We start from the raw sequence: 18649 nt of genomic DNA, 5'->3' as shown, positions 1-18649 counted from the left end.
AGTGATAAAACTGACTTCTGAAGCAACGTACCAAGTGTTTCGCTGGAGCGGACGATGCAGGCGACTCGCTAATCCTCCAAGATGCGTGGATATGGTAGTGAAAGCTACCAGATAAATCAAATAATGCAAGCCTGACCCCGTTGATTTTGATTGAGTGATGGTTGCCTCGGTTGGTTTCCTGAGCTCCTTGATTTCTTTCATTGAGGCAGGGGAACATTTGAACGGCGGGAGTCACACTTCGAAGGTCGGACTTCGGGGTAAGACGTGCGTCCTTGTTTCCATAATCGCCCTGCGCTTTTCGAGTAGACTTGAATCCGTAATCGCCTTTGCCCTGAGTTTTCGCACTGCGCTGCTCAATGTGGAAAGGTCACGTCCTGTCAGGCTGGCAACTTCCGTCAACGTACATCCCTCCGTGTCCAGTGCCAGCCATGCAATCATCGCCCGCAGGCGCGAGGCACGGTGAGTTCTCTCCCCCAACGCATCCTCATCGACGCCATAGTGCCGGCAGGCCGACGACACCAGTTCCCTGATACCCATCCTGCCCGGTGGAATCCCATCATTGTCATTCAGCACCCGTTCCGCAAATGACTCGTCACCCAACAGACGGCTGTCGGCACTCCCGTGACCATGGAACTCGGGACGGTGCCCCCCGGCCAGGCCATCGAGAACGAATCCACCGAATCTTTTCCGGGCCGTGTCGGAATGCTTGTCGAAACCGTGCAGCACGAAGTCGGTACAGAGCCACGGTATCGTCTCCTTTCCGCAGTAAGCGTGATGGCTGCTCCAGGGATACGCAAGCGGATCGACGGCAATCCCGACTCGCACGGGATTCAGGTGCAGGTAGCGCACCAGCTCGGCCAGGTACGCATCCGCATCCACCAGAACTGCTTTGAATCGCCCCTGGAAGAGATGGCCTGATTTCCCCTGTCGCCAGTTGGCCCAGCGGGTATAGCGGAAAGAGAGGTTTTGCATGATACGTGACAGAGGGACATCTGACACTTGAACCAGAAGATGGATGTGGTTGGACATGAGACAGAAGGCATGCACTCGATACTGATAACGTTCCACTCCTTCCTGCATGAGGAGGTAGAAGCGGAAGCGATCCCCGTCCTCGAAGAAGATGTCCTGTCGGGCGTTGCCACGCAGAATCACGTGGTAACAGGCTCCGGGATAATGAATTCTGGGTTTTCTAGCCATGGTGAGAAGGTACCGAGTAAATCACATTCTGCAAACCCGACCATTGATATGTGCAACGCTTAAAGTAAGAGGAGGCGGGAGGGGGCAAACACCGAACTGGCAATAAACCGCTAACACAGCCATAGTCGTGATTTGAACGAAGAGTAAAGCTCATCCGTTGGAGTCATCCCTGAGAGGGGCTATCCCATTCTCCCTAGCGATGACATACTCGAATGATCTGTTAGAGATATAAATCGCGAACAGGATCAGTATTCCCCCTGTTGCTTCATTCACCTGCAAAACCTCGCGAAGAAAAATGAACGCAAGTAACGAGGCGAACAGGGGTTCGGACAGTTCGATCACTTGGACCTTACTGGCATCCAAAAGTGTAAGGGCTTTTGTAGTGCAGTAAAACCCTCCTATGGTCGGCAGCAATGCGAGAACCAGAAGGCTCGGATACATGCGTAACGCGGGAAGCGTAGGGCCAGACGCCAGGAACGGTCCAAGCAGGAACAGGCAGCCGAATGCCAATAACCACCAGAGCAGAGCTATTGTTGCATCAAAGTTGAATTTTTTCACCAGAACGAGAAATAGTCCGTATCCACCGCCTGCGATACCTGCGAGCACGATCCCCTGCGGATGTCCCTGCTGAAGGTTGGACCAATACATTATTCCCAGGCCCATCAGTGCGATGCAGAGACCGGCAATCTGATGCAGGTTTTTGCCTTCTTTGAGGAGATAGGAACTGAATGCGAATGAAGTCACCGCCGAGGTGCCGAGCAATACGAATACCACCATCGATACAGTGGTGAATTCGTATGCTTTTGTCTCAAAGAAGTAGAGGACGAATATTCCGCAAAAAGAACAGGCAATAATTTGGGGTAAGCTTTTGGCGAGCTGGGCAACCTGATTCAGCTTGTTCCTGTCACATACAATCAGCACCGAGAGGACAAGCAAGGCAAGCAAGCATTTATAGAAGGCCACCGAGACCGGGGGGATGTCGTATTGAAAAATATCCTTGCTGAGGATTCCCACCGAAGCATTCCACAATGCAGCTAACAGAGCAAATACTGTTCCTGCCTGATATGACTTCATGTAACCCCCTCAAGGATAGTATTACATTAGATTTAAACATAACAGTCCGATGCAACGCCAGCTGGCTTCAGGCCTCGAACAGCCCCCTGGCCACCGCGAGCTGCTGGGGCGTTCCCAGCAGCAGGAGCAGGTCGTCTTTGCGCAGTTCCCAGACCGGATCGGGGTTTGGCACGACCTCGGAATCCCGCTTGATCACCAGTACGGTTGCCCCGGACAGGCTTCTGATGGTGCCTTCCCGCAGGGGCTTACCTTCCAGGATGGAACCATGCTTCAACCGGAAGGAGGCGATCTCGGCGCCCGACAGAAAACCGCTGATGCCCACGGCATGGCTGTGCCGCCGGCTGATGGAGCGCAGCATCTCGTACCCATCGCTGCGCACGTCGCTGACGCAGCGTTCGATCTCGTCGTGGGGCACGAGATAATTCCGCAGCACCCGGGAGAGGATCTCGATCGACGTCTCGAATTCCTCGGGGATGACTTCGTTGACCCCCAGCTTGTACAGCGGTTCCACCTCCAGGATGTAGCGGGTCCTGACGATGATGTGGAGCGTGGGATTCTGTTGCCGCGCCAGGGCCGCGACCCTTCTGCTGGCAGCGGCGTCGGAAATCGCTATCACCATCGCGCGTGCCGTTTCGATGCGGGCATGTTCCAGCACCTCCTGCTTGGAGGCATCCCCGAAGATGATCATCTTTCCTTTTCTGCCCTCTTTCTTGACCGTGAAGGGATTCGTTTCGACGATGATGTGCCGGATGTCGAGATTTTTCAGTACCCGCGCCAGATTTTTGCCGTTTACGCCGTAACCGACAATGATGACATGATCGCTCAGGATCGATGGCTTGACGTGATTGGACAGCACTCCTCTGCCGCGCGTCAGACGGTGCGGCAGCAGGGCGACTAATCCGTTGGCCAGGTGGGGGGCGATTTTGAGGCAGACCGGCGTCAGTCCCATGGTGGCGATGGAGGCGGCCAGGAAGATCTGGTACAGCTCCGGTGTCAGCAGGCCGAACTTGACGCCGGCCTGGGACAATACGAACGAAAATTCACCGATCTGAGCCAGGGAGAGTGCTGCGATGACGGCGATCCGCATCGGCACACCCAGTGCCATGGCGGCCCCGGTGGTGATGAGCGTTTTGACCAGCAGGATGGTCACCACCAGGGAGAGGATCAGCAGCGGATATCTGACAACAATGGCCGGGTCCAGCAGCATCCCAACCGTGATGAAAAAGAGGCTGATAAAGGCCTCCCGGAAGGGGATTATGTCGCTCAAGGCCTGATGGCTGTACTCGGATTCGGAGATCGCCAGGCCGGCGATAAACGCGCCCATTGCCAGCGAAAGGCCTGCCAGGGCCGTCAGCCAGGCCGTGCCCAGACCAATGACGATGATGGTCAGGATAAAGAGTTCACGGCTTCTGGTCCTGACGACCTGCTTGAAGATCCACGGCACCAGGAAACGGGCGCTGTAGTGGGCCGTGAGAACAACAGCCCCTGCCTTGGCGCTGATGATCAGGATGCCCTGCAGCCCCTGGCCGTTGCCTGCCAGCGAAGGGGTCAGCAGCATCAGCGGCACGATGCACAGGTCCTGGAAGATCAGGATCCCCATGGACATTTTGCCGTGCGGAGTATCGGACTGGCCGGCATCGATCAGCAGTTTCATCAGGATGGCGGTGCTGGAGAGCGCCACCAGGAAGCCGAAAAAGGTAGACTGAGGGCCGGAAAAACCGAACGCCGTACCGATGGCCGCCACCGCCAGGATCGTGATCAGCACCTGCAGCCCGCCCCCCCACAGTACCAGGTGCTTGATGCGCATCAGTTCCTTCAGGGAAAGTTCGATGCCGATGGTGAACAGCAGCAGGACGACCCCGATCTCCGCCATCTGCTCGACCTGATGGGTGTCTTTGATGAAGGCCATCGAGTGCGGTCCGGCCAGTATACCGGTGGCCAGGAAGCCGATGATGGTGGGAAATTTCAGGTACCGGAACAGGACTACCGTTATCAGGGCCAATCCGAAAAGAATTTCGACATCCTGCAGTGCTGCGTATGGCATGTATATCCCTCGTAGAGTTTATGTACCTGTTGCGGACATCCCCGACAGCTCTGCCCTGACCCGCCCCCGTTCCCGGTCGATCTGTTCGTCGGTGGCACCGAGCCTGCGCAGCATGTGCTCGGTCATGTTGAGAGCAATTTCGCCCTCGCCGGAGAAAACCGCGTCGGCTCCGGCCTGGCACAGGGCCGGAATATCCCTCAGGTAGGCCGAGCGTGCGATGATGCGCAGCCTGGGGTTGAGACTCCGCGATACGCGGATCACCTCATCGCCCCCCTGCATCCCGGCTGAGGTGAGAATCAGAAAAGCGGCACTCCCGACCCCGGCAGCTTGCAGAGTCTCCTGAAGTGTGGCGTCGCCGTAGATGGACGCCATTCCTTCGGCCTGGAGCTGGCGAAAGGTAGCCAGATTCAATTCGACCACCACCGGCTCGATCCCGTTTTCGCCCAGCAGGCGCACCAGCATCCTGCCGGTGGGCCCGTATCCCACCACCACCGCACGATTTTGGGACACCGGCATGTTACCCACCTTGATCTGATCCGGCGAGGCTCCCTGTTTAGACCGCCTCTCCAGCATCTGCCAGAAACCGGTATGTTTGAGCCGATTCTCCAGGGGGGCGATCAGGCGGTACAGCAGCGGATTGAGGCCGATGGAGATGATCGATGCAGCCACCAGCGTATTGGCTGCGGTCTCACCCAGGACTCCCAGTTCCCTTCCCACAGTGGCCAGAATGAACGAAAACTCTCCGATCTGGGCCAGGGCCACCGCAATGGAGAGGGCGACGTGCGGCGCATAGCCGAGTGCCAGGACAATTGCCAGCGCTGCCAGCGGTTTCCCCACCAGGATGATTACCACGGTGGCAGATACGAGGACCGGTTCGTTCACCAGGTGAGCCGGATTGAACAGCATCCCCACCGAAACGAAGAACAGCACCGCAAAGGCGTCCCGCATCGGCAGGGCCTCGGTCGCGGCCCGGAAGCTGAAATCCGATTGCCGCACCACCATGCCGGCCAGAAAGGCCCCTAAAGCCATGGACACGCCGAATACCTTCGCGGACCCCACCGCAATCCCCAGGGCCAGAACCAGGACCGTCAGGGTGAAAAGTTCCTTGGAATGGGTGGCGGCCACCTTTTCCAGAAGCCAGGGGATCAGGCGGCCGCCGGCAAAGAACGTCAGCGCGACCAGCAGGGCGATCTTGACCAGTGAGATGGCCACGGCGGCGGGAAGGTTGCCGGCGCCGGCTGCACCCGCGCCGAAGAGTACCGGAAGGATCACCAGCAGGAAGACCGTGAAGATGTCCTCGACCACCAGCCAGCCAATGGCGATGTGGCCGGTGGGAGTATGAAGCACGTTGTTGTCCACCAGCACGCGCAGCAGCACCACCGTGCTGGCGACCGATACCGCAAAGCCGAAGACGATGCCGGCTGACCAGCTCCATCCTAGCCAGTGCGCCATCAGGCAGCTCAGCAGAGTGGCTACGGCGCTCTGGCACACGGCCCCCGGGACAGCCACCCGTCGCACATCCAACAGTTCCTTGGCGTGGAACTGCAGGCCGACGCCGAACATGAGCAGGATGACGCCGATTTCGGCGAACTGTTCGGCCATGGCGCGATTGGCCACAAAACCGGGGGTATGTGCTCCGACAGCAATGCCGGCCAGCAGGTAGCCGACTATGGAGGACATGCCGAGGCGATGGGTCAGGTAGCCGAAGAGCAGCGCTGCCGTAAAACCGCCCGTTATTGTCATGATGAGTTCAAGTTCGTGCATACCGGGTTCCTTGTAGCCGCCGCGAACGGTTCACAGTCCACTGCCGTGTCGATGGCGGTTTGGTTTCTGTATAGGGTCGAAGTCCTGCGAAAGGCCCGGAAAGTGAGGGACAAGGCCATTCTACAGTTGCCGGTTTTCGTGCTGCGTTGATGCAGGTTACTCCTTTATCTCCTGGCCCGAAGTGACAAAGGAAATTCCCTGGCCTGAGGTGGCTCCGATCATAACGCACTCGATGATCGGGGCGTTGATCGCCCTGTCGGCACTCCACCTGACGATGAAGTTGGCCCCGAATCCTCCGCTGTTGTCCTTTTCCTCGATGTGCACAAAGGTGGATGCCAACGGGCCCAGGGTAACCGGCTTTTCGAGATTGCTGCGGACCAGCTTGCCGCTGGTGTCGTAGTAATCGATCGTGGTGACCCGGAAGGAGGCCGAGGGGTCGGTATTGCGGATGCTCAGGGTCGCTGCCAGTTGAAAGGGGAGCTTTCTGGGACCGGTGAAGACATTGGAGTAGACCGGCACATAGACGGTCTGCCCCTTGGGCAGCCTGAGCGGAGCGGTTGCCGTCCACCCGGGCAGAGGAGTACCCCACAGCACCATCAGGAGAAATGATAAAAATACGATCGGCTTAAAAAGGCCTCGACATCCCATGCTCAACCCCTTTCCGCGCTTGTTGAATGAATTATGGAGAGAACGGCGGCATTGCCGGCTCGGTCGTGTGTTTTGCCGGTGAAGTCATTATACCCCTTATATGCCTGATGGCAGCCTTGCGTGCCGGATGGCCTCTCTTCGGGCATATTCTCCCTGCATGCCGATATTATGCAGAAATGACATCGTGCCGGAACAGGGCCGGCGGCGCTCTGCCGGGATATTTCGAACGGGAAGGGGAGATTGGCGTACGGGTTTCATAGTGGAAGGCTGCAAAAGATGGAGTGGGAGGCTCGAACTCGTATGCCGGATGGCTGGGAACGACAAAGGGGGCATAGTGGGTGGCAGTCGTAAGAACAGGGGCCTTCAGGGTTTTGGATACGGCGCAGTCCGCCTGTTTCAAGCCGCCGCGCACCGGAACGCCCTGCGCTACGATTCCGCAGAGCAGGAGAACGATCAGGCTCGACATGCAGAGCGAGAGGCGCCGATCTGTTTTCGAAAGACTGAGACGAGGCGGGAACATTGGCAAAACCTATACCAGGCGCTCCCGGGATGCAAGAGGATAGTAATTAAAACCCGGCTAAATTTTTGAGGCGTATGGCAAGGCAGGGGAGGGCACGGGCAGGGGGGAAGAGAAACGTGCGGGTTTTTGCCGGGTACGGGCAGGGGGATCAGGGTTGTTTGCGCAGGCGAGCGGCAATGATCGAGGAGATGATGGAAACGGTGAGTACGCCGAATATCACCCCCAGCGAGAAGTGGATCGGAATCTCGAAACGTGTGTCCGCCAGCAGCATCTTGACCCCCACAAAAGCCAGAATAAAAGAGATGCCCAGCTTCAGGTGAGCGAACATACCGATCATGTTGGAGAGGAGAAAGTAGAGCGCCCTGAGCCCCATGATGGCGAAGACGTTGGAGGTATAGACGATGAAAGGGTCCCTGGTGACGGCGAAAACGGCAGGAATCGAATCCAGGGCGAAGATCACGTCGCTCGATTCCACCATCACCAGGGTCAGGAACAGCGGCGTGACTGCCCGCACGCCGCATTTTTTGATGAAGAAACGGTCGCCGTGCCCCTTTTTCGTGACCGATACGAACCTTCTGACCAGTTTCACCAGCGGGTTCTTTTCCGGATCGACCTGCTCTCCGTCGCCGGAAAAGGCCATTCTGATGCCGGTAAAGACCAGTATCCCGCCAAAGACGTAGATCATCCAGTGAAAGGTTTCCAGCAGTTCGATTCCGGCGAAGATGAAGATCGCCCGCATTACCAGCGCGCCGATGATGCCCCATTTCAGTATCTTCGGCTGGTGCAGCCGAGCGACATTGAAGTAGGAGAAGATCATGATGAAGACGAACAGGTTGTCCACCGAGAGCGACTTTTCGATCAGGTAACCGGCCAGGAATTCCAACCCTTTGGTATGTCCCAGGTAGTGGTATATGCCGGCGTTGAAGAGCAGGGCCAACGAAATCCAGATCCCGCTCCAGACGAGCGACTCGCGGAAGGAAACTTCGTGGCTTTTCCGGTTGAGGCCCAGATCGATGGCCAGCATGATCACCACCAAAATGTTGAAGGCCAGCCACATGAGTGTTTGGTTGGACATGCCTCGCTCCGTAACGGTTCCGAGTTCGCGATCCCCCTGACAGCGGAGTGCCGGAGGATCGCGGTTTCGGGAATTATTGTACCATGCGCTTCAGGACCTGTTCCAGTCTGCGCAACTCCTCGCCATAGCCGGCCCAGTCTCCCTGGCGTTGCAGGTTGACGGCCCGTTCATAGATGCCCATGGCCTCCTTGGCCAGCGCGGAAGGCAAAGCCTTCGCGTCTGCCGGAACTGCCGCAGCGGCAATTGTTGTGCCTTTTTTGCCGCCGAACAGCTGCTGCAGGGCCAGTTCCAGATTTTCCTCCATCACGACCTGGTCACCGAAAGCGACGATCACGCGCTTCAGTTCGGGCAAGCCGGCCTTGTTGGCGGCCAGGAACAGCGGCTGCACGTACAGCAGCGATTTCTCGACCGGGATCACCAGCATGCTGCCGCGGATCGCCTCGGAACCGCGTTGGCTCCAGAGCGTCAATTGCTGGGAGATGAAGGAATCCTGGTTGATGCGGGCATCGATCTGTTTCGGCCCATAGACCAGCCGGTCACGCGGGAAGGTGTAGGCCCGGATCTTGCCGTAATTGGGCTCGTCGCAGCGCGCCGTGAGCCAGGCCGCCAGATTATCCCGCTTGGAGGGGGTGAACGGCAGCAGCAGAATGTATTCCTCCGCCTTTTCTCCCGGCAGCTTCATGACGGTGTAGCTGGGCTCCATCGGCTTGTCCCCCAGGGCCGGGACCTGCCACAGGTTCTCCTTGTTATAGAATACCTTGGGATCGGTCATATGGTAGGCCGAGAACATGGCTGCCTGCATTTGCAGGAATTGGTGCGGGTAACGGATATGCTTGCGCAGATCCTCCGGCATGGCGGTCATCGGCCGGAAAAGTTCCGGGAAGATCCGGGCATAGGCCTTGACCATGACATCCCCGGGATCGCTGATATAGAAGTCGAGGGAACCGTCGTAGGCATCCACAACCGCCTTGACCGAATTCCTCATGTAGTTGATGCCCCCCTTGAGAGGCTTGGAGTAGGGGAGCCGGTTGGAAGACGTATAGGCGTCGATGATCCATTTGAGCCTGCCCCCCTTGTCCACTACCAGGTAGGGATCACTGTCGAAGCGCAGGAAAGGGGCTACTGCCTTGACCCGTTCGCTGATAGTGCGGTTATAGAGAATGCGGCTTTCGTCGGTGATATCCGAGGAGAGCAGGATCTTCTCCGTCCTGAACCTGGCGGCAAAGAGCGCCTTTTTGAGCAGCGAGTCGACCGGCACTCCCCCTTTGCCGGCATAGCTGGTGCTGATGTTGCCGGTGGCGGTCGGATAGCTGAATTCCGGCACCTTGGTTTTGACGATCACATAGTCGTTGGACAGTTCGCCGTAATAGATTTCCGGTCTGGTCACCTTGATGTCGGCCAGGCTGACCGCCGGAATATCCTTGACGAAGAATTCCGGCAAACCTTCCCTGCTGATCCGGCTGACCGGTCCGAAGGTGATGCCGTTGCCGTGGGTGAAGATCAGCCGCTCGTTGATCCAGTTCTTGCTGGGCAGGTCGGCATAGGAGAGTTCGCGCGGGGAAAGCATGACCTGGGTGTAGTGGCCGTCCACCAGGTAGCGGTCGTTGTCCACGTCGAAAAAGCGGTAATAGGTCCGGATCTGCTGCAGCTGACTGTAAGTCTTGAGCAGCGGGGCGTGATCCCAGAGGCGGATGTTCTTGATGGTAGCGTTGTTCCGGGCTATGTCGGCTGCGGTCAGTTCCTGATCCACGTCAAAGGGAATGGTTTCGATCCTGTCCAGGCCGTAGCCGAAGCGGGTGAATTTGATGTTGTTCTCGATATACGGAGTTTCCAGGGCCAGTTCATTGGGCGCTACCTTGAATTTCTGCAGCAGGGCCGGATAGACCCGGATACCGGCCACATACAGAACAACCACTGCAACCGGCGGTAGCAGCGTCAGGCGCAGACTCCCCTTCCAGATGCCGACGGCCAGCCCGGCCCCTGCCAGAGGGGCCAGACAGGCGAGCAGGCGGAAGGTCAATAGACGGGCATGTACATCGGTATAACTGGCGCCGTGGAAGGTAGCGTTTCCGGAGAGCAGCAGCTTGAAGCCTTCCAGGTAAAATCCGGCGGCGACAACGCAGGAGAAAACTGCGACCAGCACTGCCAGATGGTGCCGGACCTTCGCATCGACCGCGGCTCCCCGGTCCGTCAGCACGATGCCCCCCCGCAGATAGTAGGCCGCACCGGCCACCACCGTCGTTGACAGGACCACGAAGCCGGCCAGGGCCTTGAGCGTTTCCATGAAGGGCAGGTTGAACAGGAAGAAGCCGATGTCTTTCCCGATGACCGGGTCAACGGTGCCTACGCTCAGTCTGTTTATGAACAGCAGCAGGTCTTCCCACTGCATGGCGCCCCAGTTGGCCGCGAAGAGCGCCAGGATAACACTGATCAGCATGCCGAGGGGTTTGACGAGACGGGCAGCCTCATCACTGTTTACCCGAAAATTACCCCCCACCACATACGGTCCGGACAGGGGGAAGCGTGCCCGATCGACGAAGTGCAGGTTTGCCTGCAAGAACAGGAATGACAGGCCTCCGAAGAACAGACCGGCCCCTGCCTTGGCATACAGGGTGGTCGTGAATACCGATGAGAAGCCGGTTTCGATGAAGAACAGCCAGTCGGTATAAAAATTCAGCAGATACGAAATAAACGGGAAAACCACCGCTATCAGTATCAAAATGAGAATGAACCTGTTCCTGAACATCATGCCCCCCTTCGTCATTACAGCAATTTCTATTATAACCCCTCCTGTCCTCCCCTTAGGGTTAAGGGGAGGGACGCTTCGGCAGTCTACCGGGGAATTTCCGGAAATGTACCGATTATGCGTTCCCCCTCTTAGGATAAGAGGACCCATAGGGCCTAAAGGGGACAGGGGGAGTTAAGAACAATTGCACATTCAGAGACCCTGGTCCCTTCAGAACGGCCTTCTGTCGCGGGGGACAGGGCTTTCGGCCGGTTTCCTTTTGATGAAGCGGTAAATCAGGTACCCGCCGCCGGCCAGCAGGATGATCTCAAACAGGCCGATACCGCCACCCGTGCCCATATCTCCCATGCCCCCCGCTCCGGCCATGCCGCTGAACAGCATGCTGCCCAGCATGCCCCCCATCAGGCCGCCGGCCATGCTCCGCATGAATCCGCCTCCGGCAGGCTGTTGATAGGAATTCGGCGCCGGTGCGTACGGCTGCCGCGGCTGGCTTGTCTGATAGGAAGGGCCTGCCTGATACGAGGGAGTTGCCGGCCGGGAATAGCTGCGCGAACCGCGGGCACCCATGGAACGGCTCCCTCCGGCCCTGGCCTCGGCATTCAGTTCCAGCACGGTGACACTCAGCAGCAGTACAGCTGCCATGGCGGTGAATACTTTCAGCAGTTTTTTCTTCATGGTGTTCTCCTTGTTCATCGATCTCGGGCACGGCCGGATCGGTCTCGTGGTGTATGTTCGTTATCCAACGTGGGTTTCCGCTACGGGACTGCCTCTTCTCTTTTGGTGTCGTCATACTGGCTGTGAAGTTTGACCGGAACTCCCCGCCGCATGCGCAGATTGAGCATTTCCACCAGCACCGAAAAGGCCATGGCAAAGTAGATGTACCCCTTGGGTATGTGCATGTCGAGGCCGTCGCCGATCAGCGCCACCCCGATCAGCAGCAGGAAGCTGAGTGCCAGCATCTTGAGGGTGGGATGCTTTTCCACAAAGGCGCTGATCCTGCCCGAGAAGAGCATCATGAAGGCAACCGCGATGACCACAGCGGCGACCATGACCATCAACTGGTTGGCCATACCCAGTGCCGTGATGATCGAGTCCAGGGAGAATACGATATCCAGCAGCAGGATCTGTACGATCACGGCGCCAAAGGTTGCTCCTGCCCGGGTAACGGTATGTCCTTCCACCCCTTCCAATTTCTCGTGGATCTCCATTGTGCTCTTCCAGATCAGAAACAGCCCCCCTGACAGCAGAATCAGGTCACGACCGGAAATATCATTGCCCAGCACGGTAAACAGCGGCTCCGTGAGTCCCATCAGCCAGGTCAGCGAGAACAGGAGCGCCACGCGGATGAACATGGCCAGCCCGAGTCCCAGCAGTCTGGCTTTCTCCTGCTGATGGACAGGCAGCTTGCCGGCCTGAATCGAGATGAAGATAATATTGTCGATCCCGAGCACGATCTCCAGCGCACTCAGCGTCACCAGCGCCATCCAGACCTGCGGGTCAGTCACCCAATCCATTGGTCATCCTCCTTCTCAAAACTTCGGTAATAGATATAGTGATGATTCATGGCAACCGTCCCGGTCCCGCACTGCCTCCCTGTCTGCACGCCTGAAAGGCCTCTGCCCCTGCAGCGTCACGTGGTGAAGCGTTTCTGCGGAGGGCAGGCAGATAAAGCTATCGCTGCACTCCGGCGACGTTCGGGCCCCGGCTTCTTTCAGGCACGCAGACAGTCCGGCAGCACGGGACCGGGACAAATCGTGCGCCAAGCTTAACGTCGAGCGGCGGCTTCGAGTCGTCGGATGCGCTCCTCCATGGGGGGATGGGTCGAGAAGAGCGTCATCAGGCCGCCGCCGGTCAGCGGGTTGACGATGAACATGTGGGCCGACGCGGGGCTGGCTTCGCGCATGGGAACGACCTGCGAGGCCTGTTGAAGTTTCGCAAGGGCGCGAGCCAGCGACAAAGGCCTGCCGCAGATGTCGGCGCCGGTTTCGTCGGCCAGATACTCACGCGAGCGGGAAATGGCCATCTGGATCAGCATGGCGGCCAGCGGTGCGATGATCGCCATGGCCAGCGAACCGATCAGGCTGTGTCCCCCATTGTCTTCGTCGCTGCTTCGCCCGGCACCGAACATGGCGCCCCACTGCAGCATGTTGCCCAGCATCGATACTGCGCCGGCAAAGGTGGCGGCAATGGTTGACACGAGTATATCCCGGTTCTTTACGTGGGCGAGTTCGTGGGCCATGACACCTTCCAGTTCCTCGGGCGACAGAATGCGCAGAATCCCTTCCGTGGCGGCAACCGCCGCATGTTCGGGATTGCGCCCCGTGGCAAAGGCATTCGGGCTGTCGGAAGGGAGGATGTAGACCCGGGGCATCGGCAGTCCGGCCCGATCGGCCAGGCGTCTGATCATCCCATGGAAGGCGGGGTTGTCGTTGAAGGTGACTTCCCGGGCACCATACATGCCCAGGACGATCCTGTCGGAATACCAATAGGAGAAGAAGTTCATGGCCACGGCCATCAGGAAGGCCACGGCCATGCCGGTGGTGCCGCCGATGAGGTTGCCCATGGCGACCATCAGCAGGGTGAGCAGGGTGAGAAGCAGGGTTGTCTTGAACGTGTTAACCATTGCCATTACCTCCGAGTAAATTGTTCTCGCGGGGTAAATAAAAAAGACCTTTACCCACGGCGAAATACGCTATGGATAAAGGTCTTGCTTGCGATGGTTATCGTTCCCTGCCCGAGTCTTGCGACTGTGTTGACGAGCATGGGGTCAGCCATGTCTCCGGCTGATAGCTACTCCCCTTTATTGTTAAATGACAATAAAGAACTCTCCTGAACTTGTCAAGCGGTCATTTCATCTCCCGCCGTAGCTGTGCAGACCGGACAGAAACAGATTGACCCCGAGATAGCAGAAGATGGTGGCGCCGAAGCCGATGATCGAGAGCCAGGCGGCGCGTCTGCCGACCCAGCCTTTGGTGATGCGGGCATGCAGAAAGGCCGCATACACGAACCAGACGATCAGCGACCAGGTCTCCTTGGGGTCCCAGCTCCAGTAGGTGCCCCAGGCATAGTTGGCCCAGGCCGCCCCGGTGATGATGCCCAGCGTCAGCAGGGGGAAGCCGACCATGATGGCCCGGTAGTTGAGGTCGTCCAGGACCCTGGTTGCGGGGAACATGCTGATGACGCTGGCTTCTCCCGATTTCTGCGTGTTTTCGTCATGATTGGCTTTGATCAGGTACATGATGGAAATGCCGCAGGCAACCGCAAAGGCGGCATAGCCGAGGAAGCAGGTGACGACGTGGTAGAGCAGCCAGTTGCTCTGCAGTGCCGGCACGAGCGGCTCGATCGAGCTGTTCATGCCGAGCTGGGCCCAGGCCATGCCCAGCATGGCGAACGGCATGACAAAGGCGCCGATGATCCGGTACTTGTACTTGATGTCCAGGAGTGCGTAAATCAGCACGATCGTCCAGGAGAAGAACACGACCGATTCGTACAGATTGGAGAGCGGGGCATGGCCGACCCCGATGTCGTAGGACTCCTTCCAGCGCAGCGCAATGGCAAGGGTTTGGGCCAGCAGGCCGCCATACGCGACGGAAATGGCTGCGGTTCCGATCGACTTGTTGCGGGTGGCCAGAAAAACGAAAAACACCAGCATGGAAATGAGATAGGCAAAGGTGGTGATGTTGAACAGAACTGAGCTTGACATTTTATGGCTTCTCCTTGGTAAGACGTGTCTTGAGGAGCTCGACCAGATTTTCGAATGTCCCCTGGAAAGCACCCTGATTCTTGCTGGCATTGCCTCCGACGGTGATGGTGCCGTGCTGGATCCGTACCCAGATGCGGCGATGAGATATGAAGAACGCTGCGTAGACGCCGAGCACCATCAGCGCGCAGCCCAGCCAGACCACCCATACACCGGGATCCTTTGCCACCTGCAGACCGGTGTACATTTTCTGCTGCGCCCCTTTGTAGTGGATAATGGGGGTGCCCTGTCTCGCCTTGGCATATTGGACGTTCAGGTCGGGGTAGTTGGCGTACACCACGAATGACTGCCCCCCTCCTGCGGCACCATGCAGCTCCACCTGTGCGGCGGGCCCTGCAAGTCCGGGAACGAAGGGGGAGACATCCTCGGTAGCCTCCAGAACATGCATGCTGCTGCCATCAGGCAGGGTAACCGATGCATTGCCGCTCACCGTCACCGGTATATCCCGGGAGCCTGACGGATCGCTGACCGTAAAAAAATAGTCGCCGGCGTTGCCGTAGCTGGATTGGTAGAAGGTGATGCCCTTGTAGCTCAGGGGATCGTTCACGATGACGCGTACATTGGTGAAATCCGGCACCGGCTTGCCGTTTTCCAGTACGGTCAGGATGCTCTTGAACTCCTTGGGTGCGCCGTTGGGATAGGTGGTCTTGCTGAATTTCTCGCAGCGAACGGAAAAGCCGAGATCCACCGGTTTGCCGGAGCGGGACATGACATTGGAGACGCTTTGTCCCTCAACGATATTGACGAAGCCCTTATAGCCAAAGAGGGAGCCGATGATAGCCCCTATGAAGATGATGATGATGCTGAGGTGGACGATATAGACGGAGAGCCGGCACCAGGAATTTTTCTCCGCAAAGAGATGCCAGCCCCCTTCGGACTCGGTTACGACCGGTTCGGCGAACTCGCTCCGGAGAAAGGCGGCGATCTTCTCCTTCAGCATCTCCGGCTGTTCCTTGCTGGTTATGCTGGCTTTGCTGGTCAGCGACCGTTCCAGGGTGCCATCCAGCGTGGTTGTCGGCTGGCTGATGATCTTCCAGATATGCGGCAGCCGCTTTATGGAGCAGGCTATCAGATTGACGGTCAGCAGGTACAGAAGCAGGATGTACCACCACGAATGGTACATGTCGAAAAAGCCCAGAGCCTTGTAGAGCTTGACCTTGGTGACGCTGATGGTGGCGAGGTATTCCGGAGCCGGGGTGCCCTGGGGTATGATGGTGCCGATGATCGAGGTGATCGCCAGTGAGATCAGCAGGAACATGGTCAGCTTGAGTGAACAGAAAAAATCCCATAGTGACTGCATGAAAGTGCGATTGGGGGTTGTCACGTACTGTCTCCTTGAAATGTGGTTGCCGCGCATCACAGCGTGCTGCGCTGGAGCGACGATGCAGCCGGCTTAGGCGTCGATGGCTGGCTGCGACATCTCCGACGACGCAATCATGCACTGTTTTGAGGTGGAACAAAGATGGGGCGGTAGACCTGGGGCAACGACCAGGGCGGTTCGAGGAGGCGCGAAAAGACTACCAAAGGTGAATAGTCGGCGCGGACACCCCGAAAGAGGGTGGCAGGGCACGAGCAGGGACAAAAGTCTACATAGCAGCAGCCTGCATCCGCATTGCCGGAGCAGGGACAGGTATCGCAGGGGGAAGCAGCGGCCAGACTGCAGATGGGCGCATCTTGAGTTGCTTTTTGGACCGCGGCATGGAGGGGCGTTTCTGCCGGCAGGAGCAGGTACAGGAGCAGCAGGGTGATGGCGATGAGACGGTTGTGGGTTGGCGCGCGGTTCATGCAGCTCCCGAAAAAGGTGGTGATAATCTAGGTAATACTCATAAAAATGTCAACAGGGTTACGTGCCGCAGCGCGTGTACCCTCATTCGCGATCCTTTCTGTATCTTTTTCACGTCCGTGCGGTTGTCAGGCCTGCACGTACGTTCCGGACAACGGCTCATGCCGAAAAGGTCCCTGCAAGTTTGAAGCAGCATACCTCATCCTCCAGTTTCCTGGACAACTCGGCCACGCTGCTGGCCATGGTGATCGACTCGCCGATCGCTTCGACGATCCCCTGCAGCGTCTCGTTCACGTTCTGGATGCTCTGGCTGATATCGGCGGTGGTGGCTGTCTGCTCCTCCGCGGCGGTCGCTATCTGGTTCACCTGCACGGTGACCACATTGACCTGTTCGAGGATGTCCCGCAATGCCTGCTTCGATTTGGCCGCTTCGGCAATGCCCCTTTCAACTTCGTTGACCCCCTCCTCCATGGAGCCGACCGCGCTTCGGGTTTCCTTCTGAATCGCCGCGATCATGGTGCCGATCTCCTTGGTGGCCTGGGTGGTCCGTTCGGCCAGGGCCCGCACCTCATCGGCAACCACGGCGAAACCGCGTCCCTGTTCACCGGCGCGGGCCGCCTCGATGGCCGCGTTCAGCGCCAGCAGATTGGTCTGATCGGCGATGTCCTCGATGGTGCCGATGATGTCGCCGATCTGGTCCGAGCGTTTGCCCAGGGCGTCGACTGTTGTTGCCGATGCTTTGACCCGCTGAGCAATGCCGTGCATCACCTCCACCGCCTTTTGAACCACCTCCGTGCCGTAGGCAACCGAGGTGTTGGCCTGCACCGAACTGTTGGCGGCTGCCAGGCAGTTGCCGGCTATGTCGATGCTGGTTGCCGCCATCTCCTCGCCTGCCGTGGCCACACCGTCAGTTTGGCGGGTCATATGGCCAAGATCGTCGGACACGCGGGCAGAGCCTTTGTGGAGTTCGCGGACTGCGACAGAGAGTTGTGCCGTGGTGGTTCCTACATGGGAGATGATGTAGTGCAGTTTGTCCATGAAGTCGTTGAACGCCTGGGCAAGCTCTCCGGCCTCATCCTGCCGTTCGACCGGCAGCCGCATCGTAAGGTCGGCATTGCCGCGGGCGATATCCTTGAGACTGGCGATCACTTTCTGGAGCGGCCTGGTGATTCCCGCTCCGACCAGTATGTTAAGGACGGTGCTCATGACGATCGTAATCAATGTTGCCACGCCGATAGCGGCAAAAAGCCTCCGCATGTCGTTTCTTACGTCGTCCACGTAGATACCGCTGCCCACCACCCAGCCCCACGGCTCGTAGAGCTTTACATATGATATTTTCGGTTCGGGGTCCTTCTCTCCCGGCTTGGGCCACATGTAATCGACGAAGCCGGCTCTCTTCTCCCTGCAGATTCTGGCGAATTCCACGAACAGACGCTTGCCGTTCGGATCAGTGGTCTCCCCCAGATCACTGCCTTCCAATTCCGGTTTGCTCGGATGCATGATCATTCGGGGCGCCAGATCGTTGATCCAGAAGTATTCCTTGCCCATATAGCGTAGTGCCCGGATATCCTGGGCCGCTTTCCGCTGGGCGTCATCTCTGGACAGGGCTCCCTTTTTTTCCTGTTCTCCGTAGGATGCGATGATCTGATGGGCAACTTCCACCACGTTTTGCGTTGCCACTTTCTTTTGATTCATTGCGTCGGTTTCGATGCGGGGTAGAAAATAGGCGAAGATCACTGCTGCCATGAGCAGTGAACTTATGGCTGACGAAGTGGCGATTTTCGGCAAAATGCCCCAGTTTCGGAATCGTTTTATCCGCATGAATGACCTTCCTTTCGGCAGTACCGGTGTCGTAAAGGTAGCCGCTCCGCCATGTTCTCGCATTGGCGACAGGTAATATTTTTGTATTAATCTTACGAATGGAAATTCTACCGTGATACAGCGGGGCGTCAAGCGGCCGGCGTCGATTTTCTTTACACATTTTGAAGGCTGAAAAAAAACGCGGGACGGGCTGTAACAGTGATGAGAAGAGGGCAGG

At 57.9% G+C, this 18649-nt stretch carries 15 protein-coding genes; all 15 read right to left on the bottom strand.

Features of this window, described 5'->3' with window-relative positions; genetic code table 11:
* Positions 1-231 precede the first annotated feature (231 nt).
* The 15 genes from GSVR_RS16095 to GSVR_RS16025 all read right to left on the bottom strand — a co-directional run bounded on the left by GSVR_RS16095 (position 232) and on the right by GSVR_RS16025 (position 18432).
* On the bottom strand, positions 232-1197 hold the full coding sequence (locus tag GSVR_RS16095; protein ID WP_173200266.1) for a transposase: 966 nt from the start codon (positions 1195-1197) through the stop codon (positions 232-234).
* Positions 1198-1347: 150 nt separating this feature from the next.
* On the bottom strand, positions 1348-2271 hold the full coding sequence (locus GSVR_RS16090; protein WP_173200265.1) for a DMT family transporter: 924 nt from the start codon (positions 2269-2271) through the stop codon (positions 1348-1350).
* A gap of 67 nt (positions 2272-2338) precedes the next feature.
* Entirely contained in the window at positions 2339-4315 is a 1977-nt protein-coding gene (locus tag GSVR_RS16085) for a cation:proton antiporter (protein ID WP_173200263.1), read from the bottom strand.
* 18 nt (positions 4316-4333) lie between these two features.
* Positions 4334-6079, bottom strand: coding sequence for a cation:proton antiporter (locus GSVR_RS16080; RefSeq protein ID WP_173200261.1), 1746 nt, complete (start codon positions 6077-6079; stop codon positions 4334-4336).
* A gap of 156 nt (positions 6080-6235) precedes the next feature.
* Positions 6236-6727, bottom strand: coding sequence for a DUF3124 domain-containing protein (locus GSVR_RS16075; RefSeq protein WP_173200259.1), 492 nt, complete (start codon positions 6725-6727; stop codon positions 6236-6238).
* A 166-nt stretch (positions 6728-6893) separates the two neighbouring features.
* Positions 6894-7247 carry a hypothetical protein gene (locus tag GSVR_RS16070; protein WP_173200257.1) on the bottom strand — a complete coding sequence of 118 codons (354 nt, stop codon included), beginning with the start codon at positions 7245-7247 and terminating at the stop codon, positions 6894-6896.
* A 148-nt stretch (positions 7248-7395) separates the two neighbouring features.
* Positions 7396-8322 (bottom strand): TerC family protein, encoded by a 927-nt coding sequence (locus GSVR_RS16065; protein WP_173200255.1) that lies wholly within the window; start codon positions 8320-8322, stop codon positions 7396-7398.
* A 73-nt stretch (positions 8323-8395) separates the two neighbouring features.
* Positions 8396-11068, bottom strand: a complete 2673-nt coding sequence (locus tag GSVR_RS16060) for a UPF0182 family protein (protein WP_173200353.1) — start codon at positions 11066-11068, stop codon at positions 8396-8398.
* A gap of 210 nt (positions 11069-11278) precedes the next feature.
* Positions 11279-11743: a hypothetical protein gene (locus GSVR_RS16055; protein ID WP_308936470.1), complete on the bottom strand. Its 465-nt coding sequence runs from the start codon at positions 11741-11743 to the stop codon at positions 11279-11281.
* An 80-nt stretch (positions 11744-11823) separates the two neighbouring features.
* Positions 11824-12582 carry a TerC family protein gene (locus GSVR_RS16050; protein WP_173200253.1) on the bottom strand — a complete coding sequence of 253 codons (759 nt, stop codon included), beginning with the start codon at positions 12580-12582 and terminating at the stop codon, positions 11824-11826.
* 251 nt (positions 12583-12833) lie between these two features.
* A complete protein-coding gene (htpX, locus tag GSVR_RS16045) occupies positions 12834-13691 on the bottom strand; it encodes a zinc metalloprotease HtpX (RefSeq protein WP_173200351.1) in 858 nt (285 codons plus the stop codon).
* A 228-nt stretch (positions 13692-13919) separates the two neighbouring features.
* The gene (gene ccsB / locus GSVR_RS16040) at positions 13920-14771 is read right to left on the bottom strand and encodes a c-type cytochrome biogenesis protein CcsB (RefSeq protein WP_173200251.1); all 852 of its coding nucleotides are present in this window, start codon (positions 14769-14771) and stop codon (positions 13920-13922) included.
* Between the two features lies 1 nt (position 14772).
* A complete protein-coding gene (locus GSVR_RS16035) occupies positions 14773-16152 on the bottom strand; it encodes a cytochrome c biogenesis protein ResB (RefSeq protein ID WP_173200249.1) in 1380 nt (459 codons plus the stop codon).
* Between the two features lie 110 nt (positions 16153-16262).
* Positions 16263-16613, bottom strand: coding sequence for a hypothetical protein (locus GSVR_RS16030; RefSeq protein ID WP_173200247.1), 351 nt, complete (start codon positions 16611-16613; stop codon positions 16263-16265).
* Positions 16614-16770: 157 nt separating this feature from the next.
* Entirely contained in the window at positions 16771-18432 is a 1662-nt protein-coding gene (locus GSVR_RS16025; protein WP_173200245.1) for a methyl-accepting chemotaxis protein, read from the bottom strand.
* Between the last annotated feature and the right edge of the window lie 217 nt (positions 18433-18649).

This window comes from Geobacter sp. SVR, from assembly GCF_016865365.1.
GTDB lineage: Bacteria > Desulfobacterota > Desulfuromonadia > Geobacterales > Pseudopelobacteraceae > Pelotalea.
This window is presented reverse-complemented; position numbering and strand designations above follow the sequence as displayed.

What these genes read in the sequence shown, in the direction of transcription:
- GSVR_RS16090 (WP_173200265.1), bottom strand. Translation starts at nt 2,271, where the DNA reads ATGAAGTCATATCAGGCAGGAACAGTATTTGCTCTGTTAGCTGCATTG.
- GSVR_RS16070 (WP_173200257.1), bottom strand. Translation starts at nt 7,247, where the DNA reads ATGTTCCCGCCTCGTCTCAGTCTTTCGAAAACAGATCGGCGCCTCTCG.
- ccsB (WP_173200251.1), bottom strand. Translation starts at nt 14,771, where the DNA reads ATGTCAAGCTCAGTTCTGTTCAACATCACCACCTTTGCCTATCTCATT.
- GSVR_RS16030 (WP_173200247.1), bottom strand. Translation starts at nt 16,613, where the DNA reads ATGAACCGCGCGCCAACCCACAACCGTCTCATCGCCATCACCCTGCTG.
- GSVR_RS16060 (WP_173200353.1), bottom strand. Translation starts at nt 11,068, where the DNA reads ATGTTCAGGAACAGGTTCATTCTCATTTTGATACTGATAGCGGTGGTT.
- GSVR_RS16065 (WP_173200255.1), bottom strand. Translation starts at nt 8,322, where the DNA reads ATGTCCAACCAAACACTCATGTGGCTGGCCTTCAACATTTTGGTGGTG.
- GSVR_RS16025 (WP_173200245.1), bottom strand. Translation starts at nt 18,432, where the DNA reads ATGCGGATAAAACGATTCCGAAACTGGGGCATTTTGCCGAAAATCGCC.
- GSVR_RS16095 (WP_173200266.1), bottom strand. Translation starts at nt 1,197, where the DNA reads ATGGCTAGAAAACCCAGAATTCATTATCCCGGAGCCTGTTACCACGTG.
- GSVR_RS16080 (WP_173200261.1), bottom strand. Translation starts at nt 6,079, where the DNA reads ATGCACGAACTTGAACTCATCATGACAATAACGGGCGGTTTTACGGCA.
- htpX (WP_173200351.1), bottom strand. Translation starts at nt 13,691, where the DNA reads ATGGTTAACACGTTCAAGACAACCCTGCTTCTCACCCTGCTCACCCTG.
- GSVR_RS16085 (WP_173200263.1), bottom strand. Translation starts at nt 4,315, where the DNA reads ATGCCATACGCAGCACTGCAGGATGTCGAAATTCTTTTCGGATTGGCC.
- GSVR_RS16075 (WP_173200259.1), bottom strand. Translation starts at nt 6,727, where the DNA reads ATGGGATGTCGAGGCCTTTTTAAGCCGATCGTATTTTTATCATTTCTC.
- GSVR_RS16055 (WP_308936470.1), bottom strand. Translation starts at nt 11,743, where the DNA reads ATGAAGAAAAAACTGCTGAAAGTATTCACCGCCATGGCAGCTGTACTG.
- GSVR_RS16050 (WP_173200253.1), bottom strand. Translation starts at nt 12,582, where the DNA reads ATGGATTGGGTGACTGACCCGCAGGTCTGGATGGCGCTGGTGACGCTG.